Here is a 19,592-nt window from a genome sequence, read left to right on the forward strand (position 1 = left end):
CGGTTCGGTTCCGTCGCCCGCTTATTTGGCCTTGACGCGGCGCACGTGCTCTTCGAGCTCGGCGAACGACGGACGCTCGGTCGAGAAGAGCACCTTGCGGCCGAACTCGACCGCGATCGCCGGCGCATAGCCGTTCAGGCTCGCGAGGATCGTCACCTTGATGCACTGGAACATCTTGGTCGACTCGGTCACGCGCTGCTCGGCGACGCTCGCGAGCGGTCCGATCAGCCCGTACGAAAGCAGAATGCCCAGGAAGGTGCCGACCAGCGCCTGCGCGATCATTTCACCGAGCACCGCGGGCGGCTTGTCGGCCGAGGCCATCGTGTGCACGACGCCCATCACCGCGGCGACGATACCGAACGCCGGCATCGCGTCGCCGACCTTGTTGAGCGCGTGCGCGGGTGCCTCGCCTTCCTGGTGGTGCGTCTCGATCTCCTCGTCCATCAGGCTTTCGATCTCGAACGCGTTCATGTTGCCGCCGACCATCAGCCGCAGGTAGTCGGTCAGGAATTCGATGATGTGCTTGTCGGCGAGAATCTTCGGGTACTGCGTGAAGATCGGGCTCTTCGACGGATCGTCGATGTCGGCTTCGAGCGTCAGCGTGCCTTCCTTGCGCGCTTTCGCGAGCAGCACGTACAGGAGCCCCATCAACTCCATGTAGACGTCCTTGTTGTACTTCGCGCCCTTGAACAGGGTCGGGATGACGCGCAGTGTCGCCTTGATCGTCTTCATCCCGTTACCGAGAATGAACGCGCCGAGTCCGGCACCGACGATCATCAGCACTTCAACGGGTTGCAGCAGCGCGCCGAGATGGCCGCCTTCCAGCGCGTAACCGCCGAAAACGGACAACAGCGTCACGAGTGTTCCCACGAAAATCAGCACTGCCGAGCCCTCACAAAAAAGCGACGGTCACCGTCGTTAGTCAGGTTTACGGCACCGAAGCGGAAAACTTTGGGGAAAAAGGCGGTGCGCGATTCCGGTGTAAACCAGAGGCTTGCGCCGCCTCGACGTGTGCCGCTCAGAGTTCGGCGGTGGCGGGAGTGTCGAGCGTGGAGGCGGTGCAGCGGGCCTCGCGAGCCTGTGCGTCGGCCATGTGCGGCGCCGGGAGCGGGATGGCGGCAGCGGATAGTTGCCGCTCCGGCCGCGTTTGTGCCGCCTTCTTTGTCTTGCCGGCGCGCGACGGCGGCTGGCACAGCCCGCAAATGAAGGCGTGCTGGGGATCGTGCGCGTGCGCGACGAAGTGGCCGCCGCAGCGGCGGCACGCGCTCATCTGCAGCATGCCCGAGTCGAAGAAGCGCACCAGCGTCCACGCGCGCGTGAGACTGAGCACCGGCTCGTCGTCGTGCAACTGCACGTGCTCCCGATACAGGCGGTAGCTCTTCACGATCGATTCGATCGCGCGGCAGCCGCCGTGACAGGCCATGAAACGGTAGATGTTGTAGAACAGCGACGAATGAAAGTTTGGCTGCCAGGTCATGAACCAGTCGGTCGAAAACGGCAGCATGCCCTTGGGCGGCGACACCGCTTTCAGTTCCTTGTACAGCTTGATGAGCCGGTCGCGCGACAGACTGGTTTCCGCCTCCAGCAATTGCAGACGCGCGCCCAGTTCGATCAGCTCGATCGCGAGGGTGATTTCCCGGACTTCGAGTACGACGCTCTTGCTGGCCATCAGCCGAGTTGCTCGACCGGCTGGCTCGCCATCAGGATCGCGGAATGAGCCTGCGCGATCGCGCTCGCCTTGTCCTTGTCCGCGAGCGCGGACAGCACCGTGTGATCGTCGAAGCGGAAGCGGCACAGCATCTGGTTGGACGCCGCGAGCTTGACGGTCTGCGCCAACGACAGATTGGCGAGCACGTCGGCCAGCTGGTCCGAAATACCCATGCGGAACATGCCCATCGGCTTGTCTTCGCGCAGCAGACGCTGGGCGAGCAGCAGATAAGACAGATTGACTTCTCTGATCTCATTGAGCATATGGCTAGTCGTGCTCATGATTTCCCCCGTACGTATGCCCGGCTGGTCAGGCCGATTTTTTGCGAAAACGTTTGCTCGAGCGCGCGCGATGAATCCGCGCGAATCGGCTCGTCTCTGGTCTTGCAAGCATTGTCTCGGAAGGGCACGCTGCCGAAAATCGGACAGACACCCCAGCGGGATGACGGATTTCATCCGTCATTTGTGTAGGCGTTTTTCCTACAACGCTGGCTGCGGCGTGCGGCCGACGGTGAGTTATCAGAACTTCACCGCCGCACCGTGAAAGAGGAAAAACAATTATAAGACCTTTCCACTCGTCTGCAATCTAGCTCGTGGGGACGCTGAGCCGGCCCATGCGAACGTCGTGGCCCGCCGCTTGCTACGGTGCATTCCGCCCTCGAGCGTTGAGTTAACTCGTTGAATCGGCGCTTCCCGTGCTGCAGGGCCTGCGATTGGCACTCGGCTCGGCTGTAACGGCCGATGTTTCGCGCTGTAACAACATTAAGCGTTTGAAAAATAACTCGAATTACCGCGGTCGATCTCGATAATGGAGGCTAAGGGATTACCCGATACCGATCTCGGCACACCCTCGGGCGGGGCCAGCCGCGCTCAATCTTCCGTTGGGCATTCGTACATTGCGTCATCCCGCCGTCGTCCGAAGCCCCCGGTGAGTATCAAAAATCTGCATGGGATCGGGGTCAGCGCAACAGCGCTAATTCCGATCTACACAGGAGAAAACGCATGCGAATCGCACAAATCGCGCCGCTCTACGAAGCTGTCCCACCGAAACTCTATGGCGGCACCGAACGTGTCGTATCGTATCTGACCGAAGCGCTGGTCGACCTCGGCCATGACGTCACGCTGTTCGCGAGCGGCGATTCGGTCACGTCCGCCAATCTCGAGGCGTGCTGGCCGCGCGCGCTGCGCCTCGATCCGACGATTCGCGATGCGTTGGCGCCGCACGTGCTGATGATGGAAAAGGTCCGCAAGGTCGCGCACGAGTTCGACGTGCTGCACTTCCATCTCGACTACATGCCGTTCCCCCTGTTCACGACGATGGACACGCCGTTCGTGACCACGCTCCACGGCCGTCTCGATCTGCCGGAATTGCAGCCGGTGTTCGGCGCGTTCTCGCATGTGCCGGTCGTGTCGATTTCGGACTCCCAGCGTCTGCCGTTGCAGCAGGCCAACTGGCTCAGCACGGTTTACCACGGCCTGCCGGACCAGTTGCTGACGCCGCAGCCGCACAAGAAGCCCGAATACCTCGCGTTCCTCGGCCGCATCTGCCCGGAAAAGCGCGTCGATACAGCCATCAAGATCGCCGCGCAAAGCGGTCTGCCGCTGAAGATCGCCGCCAAGGTGGACAAGGTCGACATGGAGTATTTCAAGCGCGAGATCGAGCCGCTGCTGTCGATGGCGCATGTCGAATTCGTCGGTGAGATCAACGAGGCGCAGAAACCCGAGTTTCTGTCGGGCGCCAAGGCACTGCTGTTCCCGATCGACTGGTCCGAGCCGTTCGGCCTCGTGATGATCGAGTCGATGGCTTGCGGCACGCCGGTTATCGCGTTCAACCGTGGCTCGGTGCCGGAGGTGATCGACCACGGCGTGACCGGCTATATCGTCGAGGACGTGCAAGGCGCGGTAGCGGCTTTGCAGCGTCTGGACGAGCTGTCGCGCACTGAGATTCGCGCCCAGTTCGAACGGCGCTTCAGTTCGAAAACGATGGCGCAGAACTATATCGACGGCTATTCGGCGTTGATCGAAACGTCGCGGCGCCCGGTATTGCGTCAGGTCGCGGTCGGCTAGGCACGCTTCGAAACGGCCGGCGCTTTTGCGGCCGGCCGTTGTCGGTGCGCTTTGAAGCCGCGCGGTGAACCGTGGCTTATGACGTCCAATAGCGGACCAATCCGACATCGCAATCGTTTGCTTGAGCGGAAAACGAAGTTTTCGCGCTGCCGGAACCGAAAAAGCCGTCCTGTATGGGCGGCTTTTTTAATACAGCGATGGTTGCGCTTCCACGTCGGATTAGCGCACGACGAATAAGCGAAGCCGCAAAAATCCTTCAGCGCGCTTTCGCCCCTCCTGCATCAGCTCGCGCGGACCTCAGCTCGAGCCAATCAGGAAGCGTTCGCGGTTCTTGCCGACGATCCATTTTGGCGGCTTTCCGCGCCCGCTCCAGGTATTGCCCGACTTCGGATCCTGATATTTCGCCGGCAGCGGCGTCTTTTTGGGCGGGCGGCCGCGCTTGGCGGCGACCGCGAAGCCGAGATCCTGCGCGGTCAGACCGTATTCGGCGATCTTTTGGCGGATGTCGGCGACGACATTGTCGATTTCCGTCCGTCGCGCTTCTTCCGCCTGTGCCTGCAGTTTGGCAATCTGCGCCTTCAGGTCTGCATATTGAGACATTCGGTTCTCCCTCTCTAGAACTCATTCGACCGCAGACTAGCTGCAATTGTAAAAAACCGCAATGGCCACTAATACGGGCTTCGCGAATTTTCCTCCGATAATTATTAAAGCGCGCGAATTGTAAACCCGGCGCTTTATCTCACAATAGTTTATAAATTTCGTCCGAATTGACAATCCTTGACACTTGATTTGGCGCTACCTACCTAGAATTGCGCGTTCAAGGTATGCACTCGTCGTTTTTTCGATGCGTGCTTCTGAAGCCCATTCTTTTTAGGATTCCAAACATGCAGTTGTCAAAGCGCCTCGTGGCCGAACTGTTCGGCACCTTCTGGCTCGTGCTCGGGGGCTGCGGCAGCGCGGTCCTCGCCGCCAACTTCGCCGGGCCGGTTCACGGTCTGGGCATCGGCTTCGTCGGCGTGTCGCTGGCCTTCGGTCTGACCGTGCTGACGATGGCTTTTGCGATCGGCCACATTTCCGGCTGCCACCTGAATCCGGCGGTGAGCGTCGGCCTGACCGTCGCCGGCCGATTTCCGGTGCGCGATCTGCTGCCGTACATCGTCGCGCAGGTGATCGGCGCGGTGCTCGGCGCGTTCGTGCTGTCGCTGATCGCGTCGGGCAAGCCCGGCTTCGACCTGGTCGCGAGCGGCTTCGCGACGAACGGTTACGGCGAGCAATCGCCGGGTCACTACTCGCTGGCCGCGGCCTTCATTTGCGAAGTGGTGATGACCGGCTTCTTCCTGTTCGTGATTCTCGGCGCGACCGACCGGCGCGCGCCGGCCGGTTTCGCGCCGATCGCGATCGGCCTGTGCTTGACGCTGATCCACCTGATTTCGATTCCTGTCACCAACACGTCGGTCAATCCGGCGCGCTCGACGGGCCCGGCGCTATTCGTAGGCGGCGCGGCGATCGATCAACTGTGGCTGTTCTGGGCTGCGCCGATCATCGGTGCGGTGATCGCGGGTGTCGTCTATCCGCTGATCGCCGAGGATCGTAGCAGCGAGGCGCAGACGGTGGCGCTCGACTGACGGCCAGTTCGGCGCGTCGGCCGCCCGATCGTCACCTCGTTAGCATCAATGGGCGCCCCGGCGCCCATTATTCATTGCGACCGCCGATGCGATGGGCAGCCGCGGCGGCCGCGCGCAGAGGGGCACCGCTGCTAGAATCGGGCGACTTCCCAGCCTCGCACAGGTGCTTTCGATGAAGCGTTTCCGCGGATTGCTGCATGGCGTCGCGCTGTCGCTCGGCGGCTTGTGCGCGAGCACGCTGGCGTTGCCGGTGTTGTACGCGGCGCCGAACACGACCACTGTCGCTGCGACCGCGGTCCCCGCGACGGCAACGGCGAGCGGCAATATTGAAACCCTGGTATTCGTTCGACACGGCGAGAAGCCCGCACAAGGCTACGGCCAGCTCGACTGCCCGGGCCTCAACCGTGCGCTCGCGTTGCCGGCCGTGATCGCCGCCAAATTCGGCAAACCCGATGCGATCTACGCGCCGGACCCCGGTCAGCAAAAAGACGACGGCGGTCGACCATACTATTATGTGCGCCCCCTCGCGACGATCGAGCCGACTGCGATTCAATTCCAGATGCCGGTGCAAACGCCGTACGGCTTTGCGCAGATCGATCAGCTCGCCAACACGCTCGTCGACCCCGCCAATCGCGGCAAACTGATCGTCATTGCGTGGGAGCACAGGCTGATCGAGAAGCTATTGCGGGGGATGTTGAGCGCGCATGGCGGCCGTGCGGCCGACGTGCCGAAATGGCACAGCGACGACTTCGACAGCATCTACATCGTGCGACTCGACTGGCAGAACGGCACGCCGCGCGCGAGCTTCAAACACGATCACGAGGGGCTCGACGGCCGGGCGGCCGACTGCCCTTGCGCCGCGTTGCCGGCAGTATCGGCATCTTCCGCGGGGGCGGCCTGTTCCGCGACTGCGGACGCTTCGGCGCATGCGGCGGATTAATCGAGTCATACAGATGTAAGCCGCGATTACGCGCGCGGGCGAGTCAAGCGGCAAGCGTGCGCGACGAGCCGCCTGCCGGCTTCGGTTGACCGGCCGCAAAGCCCCGGTGCGGCGGGACCGCAAGCGAGACAAGGTGGCCGCGCGCAACGTCCGCGCAATCTTTCCTCTCGCCTTCGATGACTTCGACGATGCTTGCAGTCCGTAACATCTGGTCGCAGTCCAGCCGGCCGCGAGCGCATACATTGGTCCTGTGCGACATACCTACGTCGCTTCACAGGAGAGACCAACATGAAACGCATCGTCACTCACTTGCTGGTTGCTGCCGGACTTGCGGCGGGCGCATGCGGTGTCGCGCAGGCGCATACGGATCTGAGCGTGGGCCTATCGCTCGGCGCCCCGGTTTATGCCGCGCCCTCGCGCGTCTATGCGGCGCCGGAGCCGGTGTATTACGGCGGCTGGGATCATCGTTACGAGCGCCGCGACTACTACCGCGACTATCGCCACGATGACCGCGGCTGGGGTCACGACAACCGTCGCTGGGGCCGTGACGATCGCGGCGAGCATCGCGGCTGGCGGGATTGACGAGCGCCAATGGAGTGCACGCCCCGGCTTGGGCGAGCAACCTCAGCGGCCCGCGTCCGCGTGAGTGGATGCGGGCCGCTTTCAATCGCAGTGACTATGATTCAGCACGCCAGTTCGTCGTTCAGCGCGAACAGTTTGCGCAGATGATGCGCAACGCCCGCTTCGAAATTGTTGCCGATGCGCGGAACATGCGGCAGACGCGTGATCAGATCGGGATTGGCGTTGTTCATCATGAATGGATGGCCGGCCGTCTCGAGCAAATCGATATCGTTCATGTTGTCGCCGAACGCAACGCAGTGTGACGCATCCACACCCAGGCGCTCGAGCACGATCTGCAGGGCGCGCCCCTTCGACACATTCGCGGTCATCACTTCCAGGCAATCCGGCAACGAATACGTCACGTACAGTCGCTCGCCGAATTCGCGTTCCAGATTGGCGGCGACCTGCGCGAGATCGGCGGGATCGCCGATATACAGCGCCTTGGCAATGTCGACGCCGTCGTGCTTCGGCAGATCGGTCACTTCGTAGGTGAAGCCGGAGTCCTGGTGGAACGCCAGCAGATGAGGCGCATCGCGGTCGATCAGCCACGCTTCATCGGCAAACAGATTGACGATCACTCGACCATGCGCGCCGGCAATGTCGGGCTGCACGAGACGCTGAACGATCGCTGGCGGCAGGTCGTCGGCGTGGATCACCGTGTTGTCGGGCGCGTGAATGCGCGCGCCGTTCGATGTAATCAGATAGGGATTGATGCCGAGCAGATCGCGGATGCCCGCCACGTCACAGTAATGCCGCCCCGTGGCGATCACGAACTGCAGCCCGTGGCTTTCGAGCTTGCGCACCGTGGCGACCGTGAACGGGTCCACCTGGTGATCGGCGTTGAGCAGTGTGCCATCGAGATCGGTGGCGATGACTTTATACATAGTGAGTCCGGCGGCTGAGCCGTCGAGGCAGCGTCAAAGCGGACATTTTACAGGGCTCATCCAGCCAGCCGCCCCGCCTCGCGCCGCGCCAGCTGCAAGCCACCATGCGCCGAATCCGCCCGCGGCTCGCGCAGACGCGCCTGATACGCGTTCGGCACGTACTCGCGTAACGGCGTACCGAGGCCTCCGCACAACGCGACCGGCAGCATGCCCGTGGCGTCCAGCGCGGCGATCATCTTGCCGATTTCGATGCCGGCCTCGCCGAGCAGCCGCGCCGCGAACGGATGCGCGCGATGCTCGATAGCGATCGGCGCGAGCCGCGCATAGGCGGTCTGATTGGCCGCACACAGCCACACGACGAGACTGTCGCGATCCCGCGCGCCGGTATGCGCGAGCAGCGCATGCACCAGATCGTCGTCGGGCACCCGGCCGTCGAGCGCTTGTTGCGCATGTACGATCAGCCGAAGGCCGAGCCACGCGCCGCTCGCTTCGTCGGCTGATGGAAAGCCGTAGCCGCTGGCCATGCGGAATTCGCCGTCGCTCGCGAGCGAGGCCGCGACGCTGCCGGTGCCGAGGGCGACGATCACGCCGGGCGCGCCGTCGTGCGCGCCGAGCAAGGTCGTGTAGGCGTCGGTTTCGACGGCCAATCCGGCTAACCGCGGCGCCTGCGCGTGAAACTCGGCGAGCCAGTCGCGGTTGTTGACGCCCGCGAGTCCGCAACCGAGCACGCAGCGCGGCCAGTCCAGCGCGACTCCGGCTCGCTCGAACGCTTCGCCGCAGGCGGCCTGAATGGACTGCCATGCGTGTGGGATACCGAGCCCAAGGCCCGATGGGCCGCTTGTCGCCTGCGCCAGTTCGCGGCCCCGCGCATCGCCGAGTACCACGCGCGTGCCGGTGCCGCCGCCGTCGACGCCAATCAGAAAGAAGTCGTGGTTCATCGAATCGAATCCGTTCCGTGGGTGAATAACGCGTAGCGTGGCAGGTCAGTTTGAATCGTGCAATTAGCCGAATGGCCAGCTTGCGGCGCGCACCGCTTCCGCTATGCTGGCGAACGACATGGCCACGCGGGAGCGCGACAGTGACACAACGATGCAACTGGGTATCGAGCGAAGCGCTCGCACAGTACCACGACACCGAGTGGGGCGTACCCTCGCGCGACGATCAGCACCTGTTCGAGATGTTGGTGCTTGAAGGCGCGCAGGCCGGCTTGTCATGGTCGACGATACTCAACAAGCGCGCCGGCTATCGCCGCGCGTTCGCCGATTTCGACATCGACAAGGTCGCGGCCTTCACGTCGAAGCACGTGGATGCGCTCGTCGCCGATGAAAGCATCGTGCGACATCGCGGCAAGATCGAGGCGGCCATCCTGAACGCGCGTGCCGTGCAGCAGATCCAGGCCGAACATGGCTCGCTCGCGAATTTCGTGTGGTCATTCGTCGACGACACGCCGATTCAGAACGAATTGGCTTCGTATAAGCACGCGCCTGCGTCGACGGAAGTATCGGACGCGCTCAGCAAAGCGCTCAAGCGCTACGGCTGCAAATTTGTCGGTTCGACGATCTGCTACGCATTCATGCAGGCGGTCGGCATGGTCAACGATCATGAGACGAGCTGCATGTGCCGAGAGCGATGCGTGTCCTTGGGCAAGAAGGGGCGTCGTCGTAAGGCGGGGTGAGCGAAGGCGTCTGCGGGACGCGCAAAAGCGCGAATTGGAGCCCTTTCAAGCTCGTAGTCGGCCCTTCGTCGGGCGACCCGCGGCGGATACTCGTCGCCATGGGCTCACGCGATGCGCGCTCAGCAAATATCCACCGCCTCGGACGCGGAAGACCAACCATGAAAACACTTAGTTTCCTGACGCATCAGGACATTTACGATCAGTCCGTCACGCATCTGTGCGAGCAGAAGCGCGCCGCGTTGCTGCCGAGGGGCGGCGGCGCCTACCGCGGGTATTGCGGCGGCTGCCCGGTCGGCAACCTGATCAAGCCGCGGGACTATATGACCGCGATGGAAGGTGTGCTGGTGCGCTTCATTGGCAAACCACCGGCCGAAGTGCCCGCTTACATGGATATCGGCGTTGCCGCGCTGAAGAAAGCACTCCTGCGCGCCCGCATCAACGTGTACGACCCTGTGACCGTCGCTTTGCTCAGTTGCCTGCAAAACGTGCACGACATGTTCGGCACGTGGGAATGGCATGACCGGTTGGGCTCGATCGCGCGCGAGTTCGGGCTGTCGGCCGAGCGGCTGAGGAACGCGGCGTAACAACCGCATGCAAAGCAAAAATCGCGCGCCTCAAAAGCAAAACGGCGATGTGGCTTCTTTCGAAGCTCACACCGCCGTTTGGCGTACGTAAAAAGCGTGCTTAGTGCAGCTTTTTCGGCAGCATCTGGCTACGCAGACGCTTGTGCAGGCGCTTAACAGCTGCTGCCTTCTTGCGCTTGCGAGCCGTGGTCGGCTTTTCGTACGACTGGCGCTCACGCAGTTCAGCGATCAGGCCATTTTTTTCGATTGCGCGACGAAAGCGGCGAATGGCCACTTCGAACGGCTCGTTTTCCTTCAGAAGAATCGTCGTCATGTAATTCCTAACTCAATCACTAGATACGGGTTTAATTGCATGGCGGTAACCGCTTAGGGTGACCGCTCACGCGCCGGCTCTCCGGTCGCTCCGATTCGTGGCCAGTAACAGGCAAACGCGAGGCTGATAGACAACCCCGGCCAAACCACGAATGAAGCGAGAGGCAAAGCGGCCACGGAGGCCGGAAATGAGAGGTGGGGAGTTCACCGCGGAACGCGGACAGACATAATGCAAAAGCCGCGTCTGCTGCTGTTTCGCCGACCTTTCATCAATGATGAACACTGACGAAACAGGCAAAGATCTCAATTCACTCCCGATCATATCAGGAAACTCCTCATCCTACCAGGGGTTTACCGATTGCGCCAGGGGCTTTTCCCTCTTGCGAAGCGCGCCGGCGTCGGCGGCCACGGCGTTCGTCGGATCAAGCGCTCGCCTCGTCCAGCTCACGGATATCGTCGGCCGTAAGGGACAGCTGGACGGCCGCGGCCAGGCCCTTCAGCTGCGCGACCGAGGTCGCGCTCGCGATGGGGGCCGTAACGCTCGGCCGCGCGATCAGCCAGGCGAGCGCGATCGCGGCGGGCGTGCTGCCGTGCCGTTGCGCGACGCCGTCGAGCGCGCCGAGAATCCGCAAGCCGCGCCCGTTCAGGTATTTCTCCACCCGGCTGCCGCGCGCCTTGCCGGCCAGATCGGCCTCGCTGCGGTACTTGCCCGACAGGAACCCGCTCGCGAGACTGTAATAGACCACCACGCCGAGATGATGCGCGAGCGCCACCGGCTCGCTGTCGCGCTCGTATTGCGCGCGGTCGTACAGATTGTATTCGGGCTGCAGCAGCTGATATTCGGGCAGCCCATGCCGGCGCGACACGGCGAGCGCCTCCTCGACGCGCGCGCCGCTGTAGTTCGACGCGCCGATCACGCGCACCTTGCCCGCCTCGATCAGCTTCTGATACGCGCCTAGCGTTTCGGCGAGCGGCGTCGAAGTGTCGTCGTCGTGGGAGAAATAGACGTCGATGTAATCCGTTTGCAAGCGGCGCAGCGAGTCTTCGAGCGCGGCCTGGATGTTCGCGGCCGACAGCCCCTTGCGCTGCGGATGCTTGGACACCTTCGTCGCGAGCACGATCTGCTCGCGCTTGCCGCTCCGACGGAACCACTTGCCGAGGATCGTCTCCGACTCGCCGCCCTGATTGCCGGGCACCCAGGCCGAATAGACATCGGCGGTATCGATGAAGTTAAGGCCAGCGTCGACGAACGCGTCGAGGATCGAAAACGACGTTGCCTCGTCGGCGGTCCAGCCAAATACATTGCCACCGAACATCAGCGGCACGACCTGCAATTCGGAACGGCCAATCCTGCGCTTTTGCATGATTTCTCCGGGATCGATAACGGGCGAGCAAACGAGAATACGCCCCCTTTCGATCACCTGCAGCGCATCGCGCCGGTCGGACTGGATGAGGCTCGCGCCCGCCAACCCCGTCGGGCGCGGCAAACAATTAGGTCGCCATGACAGAAAGTTGCTCAAGTTTTTTGGAGACGCGCCGTCATCCTTCACTGAGGCGGCCAGCAATGAACACGTGCTTCCGCCGATGCCACCACTGGCAGGTTTAGGGCTCATGCCTCTACAGGAGAATTTTCATGCTTAGCATCAACAGTAATATCAACTCGCTGACCGCTCAGCAAAACTTGACTGGGTCTGGCAGCGCGCTCTCGCAAGCCATTACCCGCCTGTCGTCGGGCAAGCGCATCAACAGCGCGGCGGACGATGCGGCTGGCCTCGCGATTTCCACGACACTGCAAACCGCGATCAACGGCCTGAACCAGGGCGTTTCGAACGCGAACGACGGCGTGTCGATGGTGCAAACGGCAAGCACCGGTTTGAGCCAGATCACGCAAAGCCTGCAAACGATCCGTTCGCTCGCGAACGAGGCAGCCGGCGGCTCGCTGTCGGCAAGCAACCAGGCAGCACTGCAGCAGGAAGTTGCACAGCAGATCGCTGAAGTGAACCGTCTCGCATCGCAGACGACGTACAACGGCATCAACCTGCTGAACGGCACGGCTGGCCTCATCAACGTCCAGGTCGGCTCGAACGTCGGTCAGACGATCAGCGTGAACCTGAGCCAAGGCGTTTCGGCCGCTTCGCTGGGCGCGGGCCCGGTGCAGGCAGGCAACACGCTCGGCACGATCACCGGCCTCGACCTGAACGCGAACGGCACGGCCAACTCGGCAGGCGGCACGGGCGCAATCACGCAGATCAACATCCTGTCGAACGGCACGGGTGGCTTCACCTTCACCGACCAGAACAACCAGGTGCTGTCGTCGGCGACGTCCAACGCCCTGTTCTCGGTGACGGGTTCGGCAAGCGGCATCTCGACGATCTCTCTGTCTAGCGGCGCGGGTAACGGCCTGCTGCAAAGCAACGAACTGACGTCGATCAACCAGGCCTTCTCGGCCGGCGGTGGCTCCGCTGCGGCGGCGGGTACGGTCCTCGGCGTTTTCTCGGGCCTCAACCTGAACGCGACGAACGGCTCGGCAGCAACCGCGGGCATCTCGAACGCGATCACGTCGATCACCGTCGAATCGAACGGCTCGGGCGGCTTCGAATACGTGGACCAGAACGGCAACCAGCTCTCGAGCACGGCTGCGCAGAACCTGTTCACCAGCTCGTCGACGGGCATCAGCGCCTTCAACGGCGCGCAAACCACGATCGGCTCGACGACGGCAGCTCAGACGGCTGGCTCGTCACTGGCAACGGTCAACACGGACAACGTGCCGACCTCGGTGGCGAACATCAACGTCAGCACGACCGCCGGCGCGAACCTCGCGATGGAATCGGTCGACAACGCTCTCGCGACGATCAACAACATCCAGGCAACGCTGGGTGCAGCGCAGAACCGTCTGACCGGTATCGCGACTTCGCAGCAGGCTGAATCGACCGACCTGTCGAGCGCACATTCGCAGATCACCGACGCTGACTTCGCGCAGGAAACGGCGAACATGAGCAAGGCGCAAGTGTTGCAACAGGCTGGTATCTCGGTGCTGGCACAGGCCAACTCGCAGGCGCAGCAAGTCCTGAAGCTGCTGCAGTAATACCGAAGCAGGTAACGTGGCGCGGACGGGGCGGCAAGCGGCAATACGCGCTGTCCGCGCCACGATGATTCGAACGGGAGGCTCGTCCTCCCGCTGTGCATTGTGAACGGCAGCGCGTAACGCGCTGAATTTCTGGCCGCAGGCAAGTTCCCCCGTCGCGTGGCCGCGACCACGCATGGAGCACTCTCATGTCAACGATTTCCAGCTCGTCGTCCACAATCTCGGCGGCCGCGGCCGCGGCTGCGGCTCAATCCGCTGCCGCATCGGCCCTGCAGCAAGCTGCGCAATCCATCATCGCCGGAGCGACAGGCAACTCGTCGCTCGACGTCTCGTCGCTCGTGACGGCGCTGGTCAACGCCAAGGTGGCCGGCACGACCGCCACGCTCACCGCTCAGGCCACGACCGACAACACGCAGCTTTCGGCTGTCGGCCAGCTTTCGTCGGCGCTATCGAGCCTCCAGATCAGCCTCGCACCGCTAGCGACCGGCGCCTTCCAGTCCGACTTCACGGCGACCGCCAGCGGTAACGGCCTGACAGCCCACGCCGGTTCGGGCGCCGCATCCGGCTCGTACGCGATCGACGTCACGCAGATCGCCCAGGCACAAAGCATGACATCGGGCGCCTTCACGTCGACGCAAGCAGCAGGGCTTGGCACCGGCACACTGACAATTGCCGTCGGCAACAAGTCGATGTCGCTAAATTTGACGTCATCGAATAACAGCCTGAGCTCGATCGCCGCGGCAATCAACGGCTCGAGCCAGAACCCCGGCGTTTCGGCGACCATCGTGACCGGCTCCGATGGCTCTCACCTCGTGCTCGGCTCGACGACGACGGGCGCGTCCAGCATGATCAACGTGAGCGTTAGCAACCTGGCCAACGACAACGGACTGTCGAGCCTCGGCGTCACCTCGGCCGCGGGCACGGGCGCGAGCGGTGCCTCGACGATCACGTCGGCCGGCACGCTCGCATGGAACCAGACAACCGCCGCGCAAGACGCCCAGTTCACGCTGAACGGCACCAAGGCGACCAGCTCGAGCAACTCGGTGACCACCGTGCTCGCCGGCGTGACCATGAATCTGAGTTCCGCCTCCGTCGGCACGACGCAGACCCTGACCATCGCATCCGATACCACGAGCCAGATCAGCGACGTCCAATCGTTCGTGAGCTCCTATAACTCGCTCGTCAGCACGATGAACTCGCTATCGACGTTCACCTCGAGCGCGGCGGCAGGCTCGCAAGGCGGCCCGCTGCTGGGCGATTCGATGCTCCAGACGATTCGCTCGACCTTGGGCAACCTGCTGGGCACGAGCGTCTCCGGCTCGGGGGTGACAGCGTCGCTGGCGTCTATCGGCGTCACGCTGAATGCGGACGGCACGCTGTCGGTCGATACGCCGACGCTTACGAGCGCGGTGCAGAACAACCCGACGCAAGTCGGTACGCTGTTCAATTCGACCAACGGCATCGCCAAGCAGATGAACACCGACATTTCGACGTTCACGAAGACCGGTGGCATCATCGACATTCGCACCAGCGCATTGACCGCCGACCTGAACAGCGTGACGACGCAGTCGAGTTCGCTCACCGCGTACGAAGCGCTACTCACGTCGCAATACACGGCTCAGTTCACCGCCCTGAATACGTTGATGGCAACCACCAACAGCAACTCGCAGTATCTGACGCAGCTTTTCGGCGGCACGAATAGCCAGGGCGCGCTGTCCCAAAACTCAGCGTAATCCTCCGGGAGAATCTCGTGACTCAAGAGCGACATGCCGCACAGCAGACCGAGCTCGTCGAACAGGTGCTCGAACTGACGCAGAAGATCGCGCTCGCCGCGAGCCTTGCCGACTGGCCCAAGGCTGCCGGTCTCGCGCAGGAGCGCTCGCCGCTCCTGATGTCGATCGACGCCGAGCAAACTCCGGCGACACTGCACCTGATCCGGCGCATTCAGGCACTCGACGCGACCTTGCTCGACAACGCCCGCGAATCGCGCGATGAACTGGAGGCGGAGTACCGGACTGCCATCCATTCCAGCAAGTCGGTCCGTCAGTATCACCAGATCGCGCAACTGTAGTCCAAGACGGCGAAGGCGTGGACGCCGCATGGCATCCACGCGAAATCAAGCCGCATCGAAAGTATGACCGTTGTTCCCAGCCCGCTCCGCGCGGGCTTTTTTTCGCCCGCACAACGCCGGCGCGACGGTTGGTCACGAACAGCAAGGAAATCCCGCCTTTACTCGGCCAATCAGTTGACTCACGTCTGGATAGACTGATCCGACATGCCAGTTTGGGCAAGGCGCGCCTACGCCCCATCCGCGACGATTCCCATCAGGCAGATCATGAAGGGCTTCGCCGTGCGATGCCTGCAATCGACGTACACAAGGGCACACATGACTACCGAAGCCGACCTGCAACAGGCCCTGAGCCATCATCAGGCACAACGGTTCCCCGAAGCGGAGCAGCTTTACCGCTCGATCCTGCTGGCCGATCCGGCTCACCCCGATGCCAATCACAATCTCGGCATTCTGGCGCTGCAGTTGCAGCAGGCCGCAGCCAGCCTTCCTTATCTGAAAGCCGCCGTCACGGCCGCGCCGCATTCGCCGCAGTATTGGCACGTCTATGCCGAAGCACTGACGATGGCCGACCGACCCGGCGAGGCGGAACGGATCCGGGCAGAGGCCCGCCAGCACGGCATCGACCTCAACGGGGACACGGGGGCACCGGGCGGCAACGTGCCCGCGGCCGACGATTTGGCCAATCTCGCCGGCGAATTCGTCGCGACGATAGAAACGCTTCGGGATAAAGGCCTGCACGACAGCGCGGAGGCACTGGCGCGCCAGATGATCGCGACTCTGCCCACCCACGGATACGGGTGGAAAACACTCGCCTTCGCACACCTGCGGCGCGGCGACCTGCACGGCGCGCTGGCACCGCTCGAACGCGCTACCGCGTTACTGCCGCTCGACGCAGAAGTACGTCAGCATCTGGACGCGGCGCGCGCGATGCGCGACGCGCTCGCACTCGACGCCGGCGGCGACTACGAACAGGCGGGAAAGCTCTACCAGCGCGTGCTGGCGGCCTATCCCGAGCATCCCGACGCCAATCACCGGTACGGCGTGATCCTGATTCGGCTGCTGCAACCCGAGGCGTCGCTGCCCTACCACGAGCGCGCGATCGGGGCCGCGCCGAACCAGCTTCAATACTGGGCCAACTACCTCGACGGCCTGTTGCAGGCCGACCAGTTGAAGGCCGCCTGGATCGCGCTCGAAATGGCCCAGCAACGCGGTCTGGCGGGCCCTGCCGTCGACAAGCTGATCGGCATCATGACGATGGTGAGCACGCAGCCGATCGCCAAGGTCGCGCCCATGAAGCTGGCCTCGACGCAATCGCAACCGTCCGAGCCGCAAGCCGTCCCCGCGAGCGTCGCCGCGACCGAGCGGCGCCGGATCAGCACCGTCGCGCCGACAGAGCGCGAAGTCAATGCGCTAGCCGGACTCTTTAATTCTGGACGCGTCGAAGAGACGGCGAGAAGCGCCCGCAAAATGACGGAGCGCTTCCCCGATCACGGGTTCGGCTGGAAGGTGCTGGCCGTCGCTCTGCACCGACTCACCCAGTACGACGAAGCGTTGAAGTACGCGCGGATCGCGCACGACCTGTGGCCGAACGACGAAGACACGCTGCAGGTATTGGGCAGCATCCTCGCATCGAAGGGATTGCACGCCGAGGCCGAAGCGATGTGCCGGCGCCTGATCGAACTCAACCCGAAGCGCGCGGAAGGGCTCCGCGTGCTAAGCATCATCCTCCAGGAGACCGGCCGGCTCGACGAAGCCGAGCAGTTCGCGCGACGCTCGATGGAGCTCGATCCAAGCTCGAGCTTCACGCCCAACTCGCTCGGTGTCACGCTGATGCAACAGGGGCGTCTGTCCGACGCCATTATCGAGTTCCGGCGCGCGCTCGCGATCGATCCGAACTTCGAGCTGGCCTACAACAACCTCCTGTTCTGCATGACGCACAACGAGGCCATCGCGCCGGACGAGTTGTTCGCCGAGCACCGCCGCTTCGCCGCGCATTTCGAAGCGCCGCTGAAGCCGAACTGGCCACGTCACGAGAACACGCGCGACCCCGAACGCACGCTGCGCATCGGTTTCATCTCGGGCGACTTTTGCCGCCACGCGGTCGCGAGCTTTCTGGAGCCGGTCGCGGCGCACCTGGCGCGCGATCCGAAGCTGTCGCTGTATGCGTATTCGAACACCTACCTCGACGATGGCACGACCGCTTCGCTGCGCAAAATCTTCGGCCATTGGCGCCATGTCGTCGGCGTGAGCGACGACGCGATCGCCGAAATGGTCCGCGCCGACGGCATCGACATCCTGATCGATCTCGCAGGGCATACCGCGCATAACCGGCTGGCGACGCTCGCGCGCAAGCCGGCGCCCGTCCAGGCCTGCTGGATCGGCTACCCGGGCACGACCGGGCTCGATGCCGTCGACTATTTCATCGCCGACCGGCTCTGGGTGCCGTCCGACAAGTTCCGCAGCCAGTTCTGCGAGAAGATCGCCTATCTGCCGGCGGTGGCGCCATTCGTCGCCGACCCGCTATGTCCGCCGGTCAATGCGCTGCCCGCCCTGCACAAGGGCTATGTGACCTTCGGCAGCTTCAATCGGATGGACAAGCTGCGCCCCGACGTCGTGGCGCTGTGGTCGCGGCTGATGCATGCCGTTCCGAACTCGCGCATGGTGATCGGCGCAATGCCGCGCGACGGCAGCCTCGGCAAGCTGCCCGAGTGGTTTGCCGAAGAAGGCATTGCGCGGGACCGCCTCGATTTCATGGCGCGTGCGAGCGTGCCTGTTTATCTCCAGCAGCATCACCGCGTCGACTTCTGCCTCGATAGCTTCCCGTTCTCCGGTTTGACCACCGCCCTGCATTCGCTGTGGATGGGCGTTCCGACCTTGACGCTGCCAGGCGAGACGGTGCCCGGCCGCAGCGGCCTGACCGCGATGACCCACGTGGGCCTCGCCGATTTCGTCGCGCGTGACAAGAACGATTTCGTGCGCAAGGGCGTCGCGCTGGCGTCGGATCTCGATGCTCTGGCGGCACTGCGCGCCGGCATGCGCGAGCGTTGCGCGCAGTCGCCGGTGTTTCGTCCGGAAGTGGTGGCCGCGACCGTCACGCAGGCGCTGCGCGTCATGTGGCAGCGCTGGTGCGACGGCCTGCCGGCGGAATCGTTCGACGTGCCGGCGTCGACGAATCCGCTCGCCGCGCAACCGGCGTCGACACGCCCCAACGTCGCACCCGTCGACATGCGGCTGGTCCGCAGCTAGACGCGATACCTGAGCTCCCCCGAACAACCGTGTTTGAACTATGAAGCCCATCCGATTCGTCTGCGGGACGCGCCGCAACCCGCAGGAGTTCTCGAACGAGACGGCGCTCGGCCGCTCGCTGAAGCTCTACAACCATCTACAGCATGCGCAGCTGCATCTGTTCGACCAAAACGCACGCGGTCTGTCCACGATCTACAACGAGGCGATCGACTACGCCGCGCACCATCCCGCGATTCTCGTGTTCGCCCACGACGACGTCTGGCTGCAAGACTTCTTCTGGACCGAGCGCGTCCTCGAGGGGCTCGCGCGCTTCGACGTCATCGGGCTTGCCGGCAACACCCGCCGCGTGCCGCGTCAGCCGTCGTGGGCGTTCGTGTCGCCCGAGTTCAAATGGGACGAGCCGCGCTTTCTGAGCGGAACGGTCGGTCACGGCAAGGGTTTCCCTTGCGACATCGTGTCCACGTTTGGTCCGTCCGGTGTCGAGGTCAAGCTGCTCGACGGGCTCATGCTGATCGCCGATAGCGCGAAGCTGATCGAAGCCGGCCTGCGCTTCGACGACCAGTTCGCGTTTCACTTCTACGATATGGACTTCTGCCGGCAGGCCGAACTCAAGGGCGTGCGCATGGGCACGTGGCCGCTTTCGGTCGTGCACGAAAGTGGCGGCGCTTTTGGGTCGGGCGGTTGGCGCGAGGGCTATGAGCGGTATTTGCGCAAGTACGGCGAGTAACAGTGGCGGCCCGTGCGGCCGCCACTGATTCCAGCAAGGTCGCCCCGC

At 63.4% G+C, this 19,592-nt stretch carries 19 protein-coding genes; 11 read left to right on the forward strand and 8 right to left on the reverse strand.

Annotated elements, in window-relative coordinates:
• Nucleotides 1-21 precede the first annotated feature (21 nt).
• The 3 genes from motA to flhD all read right to left on the reverse strand — a co-directional run bounded on the left by motA (nt 22) and on the right by flhD (nt 1,989).
• Nucleotides 22-882, reverse strand: coding sequence for a flagellar motor stator protein MotA (gene motA / locus BJG93_RS16030; protein WP_027199213.1), 861 nt, complete (start codon nt 880-882; stop codon nt 22-24).
• Between the two features lie 136 nt (nt 883-1,018).
• Nucleotides 1,019-1,669 carry a flagellar transcriptional regulator FlhC gene (flhC, locus tag BJG93_RS16035; protein WP_027199214.1) on the reverse strand — a complete coding sequence of 217 codons (651 nt, stop codon included), beginning with the start codon at nt 1,667-1,669 and terminating at the stop codon, nt 1,019-1,021.
• Nucleotides 1,669-1,989 carry a flagellar transcriptional regulator FlhD gene (flhD, locus tag BJG93_RS16040; RefSeq protein ID WP_027199215.1) on the reverse strand — a complete coding sequence of 107 codons (321 nt, stop codon included), beginning with the start codon at nt 1,987-1,989 and terminating at the stop codon, nt 1,669-1,671. The genes flhC and flhD overlap by 1 nt, the downstream gene beginning before the upstream one ends.
• Before the next feature lie 720 nt (nt 1,990-2,709).
• Here flhD and BJG93_RS16045 point away from each other — a divergent pair.
• Nucleotides 2,710-3,774, forward strand: coding sequence for a glycosyltransferase family 4 protein (locus tag BJG93_RS16045; protein ID WP_027199216.1), 1,065 nt, complete (start codon nt 2,710-2,712; stop codon nt 3,772-3,774).
• A 297-nt stretch (nt 3,775-4,071) separates the two neighbouring features.
• On the opposite strand, the gene BJG93_RS16050 is transcribed toward BJG93_RS16045, so the two are convergent.
• Nucleotides 4,072-4,374, reverse strand: a complete 303-nt coding sequence (locus BJG93_RS16050) for an H-NS histone family protein (protein WP_027199217.1) — start codon at nt 4,372-4,374, stop codon at nt 4,072-4,074.
• A 284-nt stretch (nt 4,375-4,658) separates the two neighbouring features.
• Between BJG93_RS16050 and aqpZ the strand changes: the two genes are divergently transcribed.
• The 3 genes from aqpZ to BJG93_RS16065 all read left to right on the forward strand — a co-directional run bounded on the left by aqpZ (nt 4,659) and on the right by BJG93_RS16065 (nt 6,921).
• Nucleotides 4,659-5,399 carry an aquaporin Z gene (gene aqpZ / locus BJG93_RS16055; protein WP_027199218.1) on the forward strand — a complete coding sequence of 247 codons (741 nt, stop codon included), beginning with the start codon at nt 4,659-4,661 and terminating at the stop codon, nt 5,397-5,399.
• A 172-nt stretch (nt 5,400-5,571) separates the two neighbouring features.
• Nucleotides 5,572-6,339: a hypothetical protein gene (locus tag BJG93_RS16060; protein WP_027199219.1), complete on the forward strand. Its 768-nt coding sequence runs from the start codon at nt 5,572-5,574 to the stop codon at nt 6,337-6,339.
• Nucleotides 6,340-6,627: 288 nt separating this feature from the next.
• Entirely contained in the window at nt 6,628-6,921 is a 294-nt protein-coding gene (locus BJG93_RS16065) for a PXPV repeat protein (protein WP_027199220.1), read from the forward strand.
• Nucleotides 6,922-7,022: 101 nt separating this feature from the next.
• Here the strand turns inward: BJG93_RS16065 and BJG93_RS16070 are convergent, their stop codons facing one another.
• Both BJG93_RS16070 and BJG93_RS16075 read right to left on the reverse strand, forming a co-directional pair.
• The gene (locus BJG93_RS16070) at nt 7,023-7,844 is read right to left on the reverse strand and encodes a Cof-type HAD-IIB family hydrolase (RefSeq protein WP_027199221.1); all 822 of its coding nucleotides are present in this window, start codon (nt 7,842-7,844) and stop codon (nt 7,023-7,025) included.
• Between the two features lie 56 nt (nt 7,845-7,900).
• Nucleotides 7,901-8,782, reverse strand: coding sequence for a BadF/BadG/BcrA/BcrD ATPase family protein (locus BJG93_RS16075; protein WP_027199222.1), 882 nt, complete (start codon nt 8,780-8,782; stop codon nt 7,901-7,903).
• A gap of 140 nt (nt 8,783-8,922) precedes the next feature.
• Between BJG93_RS16075 and BJG93_RS16080 the strand changes: the two genes are divergently transcribed.
• Nucleotides 8,923-9,519 (forward strand): DNA-3-methyladenine glycosylase I, encoded by a 597-nt coding sequence (locus tag BJG93_RS16080; RefSeq protein ID WP_027199223.1) that lies wholly within the window; start codon nt 8,923-8,925, stop codon nt 9,517-9,519.
• Nucleotides 9,520-9,677: 158 nt separating this feature from the next.
• Nucleotides 9,678-10,103 carry a hypothetical protein gene (locus BJG93_RS16085; protein WP_027199224.1) on the forward strand — a complete coding sequence of 142 codons (426 nt, stop codon included), beginning with the start codon at nt 9,678-9,680 and terminating at the stop codon, nt 10,101-10,103.
• Nucleotides 10,104-10,203: 100 nt separating this feature from the next.
• Here the strand turns inward: BJG93_RS16085 and rpsU are convergent, their stop codons facing one another.
• Both rpsU and BJG93_RS16095 read right to left on the reverse strand, forming a co-directional pair.
• Nucleotides 10,204-10,416, reverse strand: a complete 213-nt coding sequence (gene rpsU, locus BJG93_RS16090; protein ID WP_006050883.1) for a 30S ribosomal protein S21 — start codon at nt 10,414-10,416, stop codon at nt 10,204-10,206.
• A gap of 421 nt (nt 10,417-10,837) precedes the next feature.
• The gene (locus tag BJG93_RS16095; RefSeq protein ID WP_027199225.1) at nt 10,838-11,779 is read right to left on the reverse strand and encodes an aldo/keto reductase; all 942 of its coding nucleotides are present in this window, start codon (nt 11,777-11,779) and stop codon (nt 10,838-10,840) included.
• Nucleotides 11,780-12,048: 269 nt separating this feature from the next.
• Here BJG93_RS16095 and BJG93_RS16100 point away from each other — a divergent pair, with 269 nt between their 5' ends.
• From BJG93_RS16100 to BJG93_RS16120, 5 genes are all read left to right on the forward strand, one after another.
• Nucleotides 12,049-13,500: a flagellin N-terminal helical domain-containing protein gene (locus BJG93_RS16100; RefSeq protein ID WP_027199226.1), complete on the forward strand. Its 1,452-nt coding sequence runs from the start codon at nt 12,049-12,051 to the stop codon at nt 13,498-13,500.
• A gap of 188 nt (nt 13,501-13,688) precedes the next feature.
• Entirely contained in the window at nt 13,689-15,233 is a 1,545-nt protein-coding gene (gene fliD, locus BJG93_RS16105) for a flagellar filament capping protein FliD (RefSeq protein WP_027199227.1), read from the forward strand.
• 17 nt (nt 15,234-15,250) lie between these two features.
• Nucleotides 15,251-15,571: a flagellar protein FliT gene (locus tag BJG93_RS16110; RefSeq protein ID WP_034479744.1), complete on the forward strand. Its 321-nt coding sequence runs from the start codon at nt 15,251-15,253 to the stop codon at nt 15,569-15,571.
• A 315-nt stretch (nt 15,572-15,886) separates the two neighbouring features.
• On the forward strand, nt 15,887-18,817 hold the full coding sequence (locus BJG93_RS16115) for an O-linked N-acetylglucosamine transferase family protein (protein WP_051374446.1): 2,931 nt from the start codon (nt 15,887-15,889) through the stop codon (nt 18,815-18,817).
• Between the two features lie 40 nt (nt 18,818-18,857).
• On the forward strand, nt 18,858-19,544 hold the full coding sequence (locus BJG93_RS16120) for a glycosyltransferase family 2 protein (RefSeq protein ID WP_027199229.1): 687 nt from the start codon (nt 18,858-18,860) through the stop codon (nt 19,542-19,544).
• Nucleotides 19,545-19,592: the final 48 nt, after the last annotated feature.

The organism is Paraburkholderia sprentiae WSM5005 (assembly GCF_001865575.2).
Taxonomy (GTDB): domain Bacteria; phylum Pseudomonadota; class Gammaproteobacteria; order Burkholderiales; family Burkholderiaceae; genus Paraburkholderia; species Paraburkholderia sprentiae.